Below are 8,929 nucleotides of genomic sequence, written 5' to 3'. Positions count from 1 at the left end.
GTTGGTGGCTAGAGCGGAGAGGGTCCACCCGATTCCATCTCGAACTCGGAAGTTAAGCTCTCCAGCGCCGATGGTACTGCGACCGAGAGGTCGTGGGAGAGTAGGTCGCTGCCAACCATTTCATTACGAAGCCCGCCCCCTTCTACGTAGGTAGAAGGGGGCGGGCTTTTTTGTGTTTTGACGTCGGGGAAGGGGCGTGTGGGGATGGCGAGTTGGTGCGGATTCGGTGGGATAGCTGGAGGGGGCGATTCCGATGAAGGGGTGCCAGGGGTTCGATCGGGCGGGAAGATCGGGTGCCAGGCGTTCGATCGGGTGCGAGGATCGGGTGCCAGGCGCCCGATCGGGTGCGAGGATCGGGTGCCAGGCGCCCGATCGGGTGCCAGGTGCCCGATCGGGTGCCAGGGGTTCGATCGGACGCGATGAATGGGTGCCAGGGGTTCGATCGAACGCGAGGATCGGGTGCCAGGCGCCCGATCCGAAGTAATACGATCTAGAGCTGAATGCGCCAGATCTGCGCGTCGTCGCCACAGAGCGTCACACCGATCAGGCCGTCGGCGGGACGTGCGCGAACTGCGCGCAACTCCTGCCCGATGGTGTGGGACGCGATCGATTTACCGCTTTCCACGTGACCGACGTAAAGCTCACCGCGAGCGTCCGTGGCAAAATAGCGATGGTCGTCGGTCACGCCGACCGATGCGACAGCGTCGCGCGCTACAGGGACCTGCCAGACCAATTCTCGGGTCTGAGGCCGAAGGCAGGCGACCGTTCCATCCCAGAGACCGGCCACGAGTCGATCATCGCGGGTGTCCTGATGAAGGGCAGATATCGGAAGTGAGAACGACCACAGGGTGTGCGTTCGTCCGGTGCGAAGATCGATTTTGATGAGTTCGCCGCGTTCGGTCGCAGCGAGAAGATGGCTCCCGCTCGGGTGAAGTTCCATCGCAAGCACGGATCCGGAGAGCCGGGCAACGGTCTGTGCGCTACCGCCTGAAGGGTTGTATCGGGTGATGTCGCCGTGAAGGTCTGCCGCGTAGAGATGGGCGTGTGCGAGATCGAGTTCAAGGGCGACCACCAGGCGCGGCACGCTGAAGCTCTGGGAAAATCCCTGACCGCTGATTCCAAGGAGATGGATGCGCATCAGGTGGTCGGCCAGTACCACTCCGAGCGCACCCCGATCGATAGCGGCCGCGGTGATGGAAGGCATCGGCGCGGTCGCGAAAGGAAGACCGACGCTGATGAGCTGCTCCATATCGACGTCACTGCGCTCGGTCCACCGGGGCAGGGCGTCGGCTTCGGTGAGCAGGGAGCGTTCGTGCGCAAGTTCATTGGAGGTGCGCTCGGCCAAAGAGACAAAGTCACCCGGGGTTGGCCCAGTGAGGTGCGTGGGCTCCTCCAGGGACTGCTCGACGACAGTTTCGGCATCGGCGGGAAGTGTGTCGCCAAAATGCGGCAGGGGAATGCCATCGAGGAACGCGCTCAAGTCCTGATAGACTTTCCAGAAGTCGCCCGGACGCTCGTCGGGGTCTCGGGCGAGCATATGTTGGAGAAGATTATCGAGACTGGGGGGGATGCGTCGGCCAGGAGCTGTGGTCAGCGCGGACGGGCGTGGCGCTTCAACGTGAGCCTCCATCACGCGCAATGCGTTGGCGAAGGGAAAGGGAGCTTGTCCGGTGAGCATATGAAAGAGCACGCAACCCAGGCTGTAGATATCGCTGCGGTGGTCGGGGTGTTGAGATTCGGTGCATTGCTCGGGAGAGGCGTAGAGCGGGGTCCCGCGAAATCCATAGGTGCTCTGACCTGTGCCGGCCACGTGTGCCACGCCGAAATCGAGTACCCGCGCGAAGAGTCCGGTGGCGGGGAGCGCGGCGATCATGATGTTTTCGGGTTTGATGTCGCGGTGGACAATGCCCTGTTGATGGGCTTCATGAAGTCCGTCGGCAATCTGGCGGGTGATCTCGACCGCGTCCCGAATGCTCAGAGGTTCGTCCTGGCGCAGGTGCTCCTCGAGGGTCTGGCCATCGAGGTAGTCCATGACCATGCCAAGGATGGTGTCGCTGAGGTGAATGAACTCGTAGACGTTGACGACGTGTGGGTTGCTGATGCGGCTGAGCGCGTCGACTTCGCGCTCGAAGCTTCGCAGCATGTCCTGCTGCACCTCTTCGCTATCGCCATAGCGTCGGGTGTCGACCACTTTAATGGCAAAGAGGCGTGAAACGCGCACGCTTCGCGCGCGGTAGACATGGCCTGAGGCGCCCGACCCTAAGAAGCGATCGATGATGTAGCGACTGTCGAGGATGCGTCCGAGATACGGGTAGGGGCTGGCGTGAATCGAGGTCCACCCCTCGGCCGGGAGCGTTGCGCCGCACTCGGCGCAATGCTGCGCAAGCTGCTCGACCAGAGTCGAGCAGCTCTCACAGTAGTGAGTCAGATCTGACGTTCGCAGCGGGGCGCGAACCACATGGTCCCCCTCAGGGTGGTCATCGGTTGATGATGCGCTCTTCGCCGCCGGGCTTCAGATCGACGTAGAAGGTCTTATTGAGGTTAAACTCGGGGTTCACCAGCACGATTTTGTGGGTACCGGCAGGCAGGCGATGGTTCATCAGCGGGGTGTAATTGCCGGTGTCCACATCGTTGATGTAGATGCGCGCCGCAGGGCGCGAGGCGATCGAGACGGTGCCCGTGCCGGTGCTGGCAGGCTTTGGTGCGGGCTCTTCGCGGCGCGTGGTGGTCTCCCGCGCCGGTTCGGCGCGAGCTGTTTCGGTGCGGCTGGAGCCCGACGAGGCGGAAGAGCCGGTGCGATCGGGCACCGATGCGGCGGTGGCGGGACGTGCGTCGGCGACGGCCGGCTCCGACTCGGTGCGCGTAAGCTCCGCATCAAGCGTGGCGTCGGCCTCGGTGCCCGGCTCAAAGGTGCCTTCCCAGTCGTCGTAGCCACGTCGCGAGATCACAACGCGGTAGTTGCGCGATGCATCGAGATCGCTGGCGGTATCCGGGGTGCGACCGCGGGCGACGCGCTCGCTGCCCTCGGCGGTGTAGATGGTGTAATCAGCGCGGCCGGGATCGCTGGTGACCCGGAGATCGACCTTTGCCGGGCGGAGCGCCACGCTGTGGTCGATGACCTGGTCGAGTTTGATCTCGAGTTCTTTTTCGGCCTCAAAGTACTCATCGAGAGTGACGCGCAGGGTGTAGCTCCCCGGTGCCAGATCGCGGATCTCGACCGGGGTGATGCCTTCAACTTCCTTATCGCCGATAAAGACCTTTGCCCCTTCGGGCGTGCTGGCGACGTTAAAGCCGGTGTTGGCGTAGTTCAGTGGCGTGAGCTCTTCGGCCAGGCGAGTGGGCTCGCCGGCGACGAGTGTGGCTTTGGTCTCGTAGCGCTCAAAGCCATCGCGTTCCACGGCCACGGTGTACGTCCCGGCGCTTCCCTCCCACTCGTAGGGGGTGGGCCCCTCGTGGACGAGCTGGCCGTCGACGTAGATGCGCACCGGCTCTTCGCCAAAGGCGAACATCACCGGCGCGGTGGTATCGCGGGTCATCCAGACCACGCCCAGGCCCAGCGCGATCACCAGCAGGGCCACCAGGGCGATGACACCCGGATTGACGCCGCCTTTTTTGCGTTTTTTGTAGTTGGCAGGGGGGGCCGTCACAGCGCCGGGCACGGTGGTATGGGAGTCACGACGACGTTCCACCGCGGGCATCTGAGAGGTGAGAGGGGCACTGCGTCGAGGCTCAATATCGAGGTCCAGATCGAGCTCTTCGCCCGGTCGGGAGTTATGGCGACGCGGGCTCTGCCCCAGGTCGAGGTTCATATCCCAGCGTTCAAACTCGCGGGTCGACGCTTCTTCGCTGACTGCGGCGTGAGCACCGGAGAGGTGGACCTGGGTGGCGCTCTCGTCGACACGCGCGATGCTCTCGTCGGCGTAGACGATGTCGGCGTCATCGACAATCGCGATGGCGTCTTCACGGCCAAAGATCTGGGTCTCCATCTCCTCATCGCCCCAGCTCAGATCGGCGGCCGGTCGGCGCGGGGCCTGAGGGCGCGGGGCTTCTTCGATGGGTTTGAGGTTGAGCGAGCGGTAATACTCGGTCTTTTTGTTCTCAAACTCGATGTCCGCGCTGAAGGCTTCCTTCATGTACGCGGCCAGATCTTTGTTGGTGTAGTAGTAGCCCTGGTCGCGCATAAAGCGCTCAAGCGCCTCGCCGAATTCGTAGGCGGTCTGGAAGCGCTCCTCGGGGTTGCCGCTGAGCGCGCGAAGCACGATGTCTTCAAGCGCTTTGGGGATGTGCGGGTTGTAGAGCGAGGGGGGGCTCATCTCGACGCGGCGGATCTTCTCGAGCGTCTCAAAGTCGCTCTCACCGGTGAAGAGGCGCTCTAAGGTGAGGAGCTCATAGAGGACCACGCCCATGCTGAAGATGTCGCTGCGGTGGTCGACGTGCAGACCGCGGACCTGCTCGGGGCTCATGTAGCTGAACTTGCCCTTGATCATCCCGTTGTGGGTGTGGCTGGTCTTGCCCTGGGCTTTGGCGATGCCAAAGTCGATGATCTTCACCTCCCCTTCAAAGGAGGTCAGGATGTTCTGCGGGGAGATGTCGCGGTGGATGATCTGGAGGTGGTTGCCCTGGGGGTCTTTCTTTTCGTGGGCGTAGCCCAGCCCCTCGCAGACCTTCATCATGATGTAGCAGACACGCGGGATGGAGATCTTTTCGCCAATGCGGCGTGCGCGCTCGTACTGGGTCTTCAGATCTTTGCCGCTGATGTACTCCAGAGCGATGAAGTAGGAGCCGTCGACCTGCCCAAGATCGAAGATCTGGGCGATGTTGGGGTGGGTGAGCTGCACGGCGATTTTGGCTTCATCGATGAACATCTCGATAAAGCCTTTATCTTCGGCGATGTTGGGCAGAATCTGCTTGATCGCCAGCATGCGCTCAAAGCCCTCGACACCGAAAGCTTTTGCTTTGAAGACCTCGGCCATGCCCCCGACGTTGATGCGTTCAAGGAGGTAGTATTTGCCGAAGGGGACGGGTTTTGGAAGGATTCCCGGTTCGCTCATGAGCCCAAAATTCCGATGCCAGGGCGCGCGGCGCGTCCCAAGGTGAGGCGCGGGCGCGAATAAGAGGTGCGTTGGCTGCAGGGGGCGGGCGACGATGCCCGTCAAAAGAGCCGGCGAGCGTCTGCTCACCAGGGGCGCGGAAATACGCCCGGAAAGGATGCCAACTTCGCGCTGAATCGTAGGAAATCGGCGGTGAGCTTGTCAACGTCGACTGCCGGTCAGGGGAAGTTGACTTGACGTTGGTGAGGCGGCCGTCGACGGTTGGGCAGCGCGCACAGGTCGCGAGTACATGTGAAGAAGAACATGGTGGGTTGAGGTGGGTATGATGGATGAGCGTCGGTGGATGGTCGGATGCGCTGTGATGGGTGCGGCGCTGGCGTGGAGTGTGGCCGGGTGGGCGCAGGAGGAAGCCGTCGGGGTGGAGGCGCCCGCGGTGGAGCACGAGGAGGCGCAGCGAGCCGGCGAGGAGGTGGGGCATGAGGTCGTCGCCGGGGTTGAGATGGAGCCCGAGCCGCGGGCCTCGCAGCTGACGCTGGTGCTCACAGGAAACACCGAGGGGGATCTGGCGCGGGTGGACTGCCGCGAGCCGGCCGAGATGCGCGAGTATTACCGGGCGCGCCAGGTGGGGTATGTGCGCACGCTTGGCGAGCTTTCGCAGGGGGGGAGGTTGCCGGCGCCGGTGGTGATCAGCGCGGGGGATGCGATGTATCCGGCACCGCTGAGCCGCTATCTGATGCGCAGCGGTGAGGAGGGCGCGCGCAACCTGGTCGATCTTCTCAACGCGGTTCCGGTGGATGCGCAGTCGTTGGGGAATCGCGAGCTCAGCGCGCCGCGTGGCGAACTCATCGAAGTGATGCGGGCAGCCCGGGAGCGGGGGCTGGACCTGCAGGCGGCCAACCTGCGCTGTGAGAACTTCGGCGGAGCCGAGGCGATCTGTGAGAGCACCGGTGGGCTTGTGGGGCCGCACTATAAAGTGGTTGAGCGGGACGGGGTGCGTGTGGCGATCACCTCGCTGCTTGCGCCCCACCTTCTCGAAGCGCTGACCGACGCACAGCGCCAGGGCCTGGCGCTGGCCGAGCCGGCCGCAGTCCTACCCGAGCTTCTCCGGGCGATGCGCGAGAAGGCCGACCTCACCGTGGTGCAGTATCACGCCCGCGAGGCCGACGCGCTCGACGGGGCCTACGCGCTGGCCAGTACGATTGAGGGCATCGACCTGATGGTCGCAAGCCACCTCTTCGATGAGCGCGATCTGGAGGAAGGGCGTTTTGGTGTGGTGCAGGCCGAGACCACCGGAACCCCCGTTGTTTCGGCCGATAGCGGGGCGTTTCATGTGCACACCGTAGAGCTGGGCTTGAACTATGGCACGGGGGCTCCCCGCATCCGTGAGGTGCGACCGCGGCGGGTCGACGTGACGGAGATGCCCGAAGATCGCATCACGCGTGAAGTTCTGGAAGTTGTAGCCGACGCCTACTGCGAAGACTGGGGCCAGCCCCTGGCCGCTGATGCCGGGTTGGAGATGCCCTTTGAGGCCGGTGATCTGCAGACCTTCATGATGAATGTGATGCGCTTTAGTGCGGTCGCGGAGGTGGCGTTGATCAACGCCGGGGCCTTTCGCGACCGGGGGCAGTTTCCGCTCACCGGAGAGCTGACGTTGGCCGATGTCTACAGCGCCCTGCCCTTTGATAATGATGTGGTGGTGGCGCAGATGGAGGGGCGGGCGCTCAAACGCATCGCAACCCACCTGGGCGGGAAGTTGCGCGCTGCCGGGCTGGTGCTCGATGGCGAGGAGGTTCGCGTCAATGGCCGCCCGGTTCGGGACGATCGCCTCTATCCGGTGGTGCTCAACGATTACCTGGCTGCCGGGGGCGATGGTGTCATTGAGACCGATGAGCTCAAGGACGCGCGGATCTTTGCGCCGGCCTGGGCCGCGGGCTCCCCGAGCATCGCCGAACTTGTGGTACGTTACGTCGATGCGCGCTCCGGTGTGAATACGAGCGCGGGCGATGAGGTCGGCGTGGGGCTCTCACCGCGGGGGAGTTTTCCCGATCTGCATCGCCGGTTTCTGTGGACGTATACAGGCTCGATCAACGCTTCGTACAACCAGGTCAGCGTGGCCAACCCGCTGGTGGGCGGGGCGGGAGGCTATGAGCAGAGTCAGCTGACGGTGGCCTCCACCGACCAGGTCAATCTGGAGGGGCGCCTGGCGGCCCGGGCCGACAGCCGCGATCACGGCTGGGATAACGATCTTCTGGTGCAGTACGCCACCACGCGCCTGGCGGATACCGAGGGCGCCACCTTTGAGGAGACCCGCGATCTTCTGCGACTGCGCAGCCAGTACCGAAACCTGGCGCTGCGCTCCCATCTGGGAGGGCGCTGGTATGTGCCCGGTCCGCTGGTGGAGGTGCAGGCTGAGTCGGAGTTTAACCGGCCTGAGAGCCGGGCCTGGCATCGCCTGGATGTGCGCGGCATCCTCGGTTTTTCGTTTAAGCTGGCCGAGGCGCTGGATCTGAAGGTCGGTGTGAACATCCGCCGCGATGTTATGGCACCCGACGGGGAGGCCAGCTGGGGTCTGAACACCGGTTATACCCTGCGGCGCATCGACCTGCTTGATGTGCTCGGTCGGCCCGTGCAGGTGGAGAGCGAGCTGGAGTACTTCTACAACGGTATCGCCCGCGAAAATGTGCATGAGCTGCGCAGTGCGAATCGCCTCTTCTTTGCGGTTTTCGATCAGTTCTTCTTTACGGCTTCGTTTAACGCCTACCTCTATCAAAGCGGGGCGGTGGGGGAGCCGGGCACCAACACCGAGCTGACCCTGGGGCTGAACTACCAGTGGGGGGCGACCCGTCAGAGTTTTTGAGGGGCGGCATGGCCCGGGCACCTGTGCGTGGGGAGCGGAGTGCGACGCGTGGTTACGAGGAATGGTGTGTATGATGTTGACGTGAAAGGTTTTTTTGTTCTGTTGAAGCCGGGCTTCTGGCGATGCGTTCAAGTCGCGCGTCACGGCCGGTTGTGCTACATCAGGAGCGCTGAAATCAGGTGTTGAGATATGACCCGAATGTATGAGAGGTAGCTATGAAGATGGCTGAGCAAGCGAAGACGACAACGCGATCGATGGCAGTGGTTCTGGCGGGATGCGCGCTGATGATGGCCAGCGCCGGGGTCGCCTCGGCCCAGGAGCCTGCGCAGAAGATTCAAGGAAACAGTGTCGGGGTGATGGCCGGCTATGACTTCGATCGGGAGTTTCCGCTGCTGGGGATCGACGGCAGATTTACCTTTGCGGTGGCACCCCAGGTGGCGATCTCGGTGAACCCGGCGTTGAGCTACTTCTTTACGGGAAGCTCCGAGCTCTTCGGGGCGCGCGCCAGGACGACGCTTTTGCAGTTTGACGTTAACGCCCTGGCGCATCTGGCGCTCGACGCGGTGGTCACGCCCTATCTGGGCGGTGGTCTGGCGGTGATTTACGTCGATTCGCGGGTGCTCGACAGCAACGATAACGTCATTACCTCCAGCGATGATACATTCACCGCGGCGAACCTCCTGGTGGGAGCCACCTTTGATACCGGCAGTGAGCTTGTGCCTTACCTTCAGGGGCGGATGACCTTTGACGAGGAGTCCGTCTTCAGCCTGATGGTCGGTTTGAACTACGGGTTTTAAGTGCACAGCTCGCTCGCCGATGTTCCTGATGGATGATCCGTCCAGGATGTTTTCGGGGATTGGCGAGCGTGACGTAAGTATAACGCCGTGAGTCACTTTTGACGCCCCTGGATGCGAACTCGAGCGTGATCTGAGCAGGATGCAAACCAAAGGCGATGCTTTCGCATCGTCGAGGATTTGCAACGCAGCTCAGGGGGGCTCTTGATGCAGCAGACATGGCGTCA

General features: G+C 63.0%; 4 protein-coding genes and 1 rRNA gene. 3 read left to right on the top strand and 2 right to left on the bottom strand.

Annotated elements, in window-relative coordinates; genetic code table 11:
- Positions 1-117, top strand: a 5S ribosomal RNA gene (rrf, locus tag EA187_RS19685).
- 373 nt (positions 118-490) lie between these two features.
- Here rrf and EA187_RS19680 read toward each other — a convergent pair.
- Positions 491-2,458 carry a WD40 repeat domain-containing serine/threonine protein kinase gene (locus tag EA187_RS19680; protein ID WP_127781406.1) on the bottom strand — a complete coding sequence of 656 codons (1,968 nt, stop codon included), beginning with the start codon at positions 2,456-2,458 and terminating at the stop codon, positions 491-493.
- 19 nt (positions 2,459-2,477) lie between these two features.
- On the bottom strand, positions 2,478-5,051 hold the full coding sequence (locus tag EA187_RS19675; protein WP_127781405.1) for a serine/threonine-protein kinase: 2,574 nt from the start codon (positions 5,049-5,051) through the stop codon (positions 2,478-2,480).
- Positions 5,052-5,373: 322 nt separating this feature from the next.
- On the opposite strand from EA187_RS19675, the gene EA187_RS19670 reads away from it, so the two are divergent.
- Entirely contained in the window at positions 5,374-7,908 is a 2,535-nt protein-coding gene (locus EA187_RS19670; RefSeq protein ID WP_127781404.1) for a 5'-nucleotidase C-terminal domain-containing protein, read from the top strand.
- A 215-nt stretch (positions 7,909-8,123) separates the two neighbouring features.
- Positions 8,124-8,705 (top strand): outer membrane protein, encoded by a 582-nt coding sequence (locus EA187_RS19665; RefSeq protein WP_115608392.1) that lies wholly within the window; start codon positions 8,124-8,126, stop codon positions 8,703-8,705.
- The last annotated feature ends 224 nt before the right edge of the window (positions 8,706-8,929 follow it).

Origin of the sequence: Lujinxingia sediminis (assembly GCF_004005565.1) — a bacterium.
GTDB classification, from domain to species: domain Bacteria; phylum Myxococcota_A; class Bradymonadia; order Bradymonadales; family Bradymonadaceae; genus Lujinxingia; species Lujinxingia sediminis.
The sequence above is the reverse complement of the archived record's forward strand: the minus strand, read 5'-3'. Positions and strand labels throughout refer to the sequence as shown.

Bases quoted from the DNA above. Each gene is read 5' to 3' on its own strand.
- EA187_RS19665 (WP_115608392.1), top strand. From the start codon at position 8,124: ATGAAGATGGCTGAGCAAGCGAAGACGACAACGCGATCGATGGCAGTG.
- EA187_RS19670 (WP_127781404.1), top strand. From the start codon at position 5,374: ATGATGGATGAGCGTCGGTGGATGGTCGGATGCGCTGTGATGGGTGCG.
- EA187_RS19675 (WP_127781405.1), bottom strand. From the start codon at position 5,051: ATGAGCGAACCGGGAATCCTTCCAAAACCCGTCCCCTTCGGCAAATAC.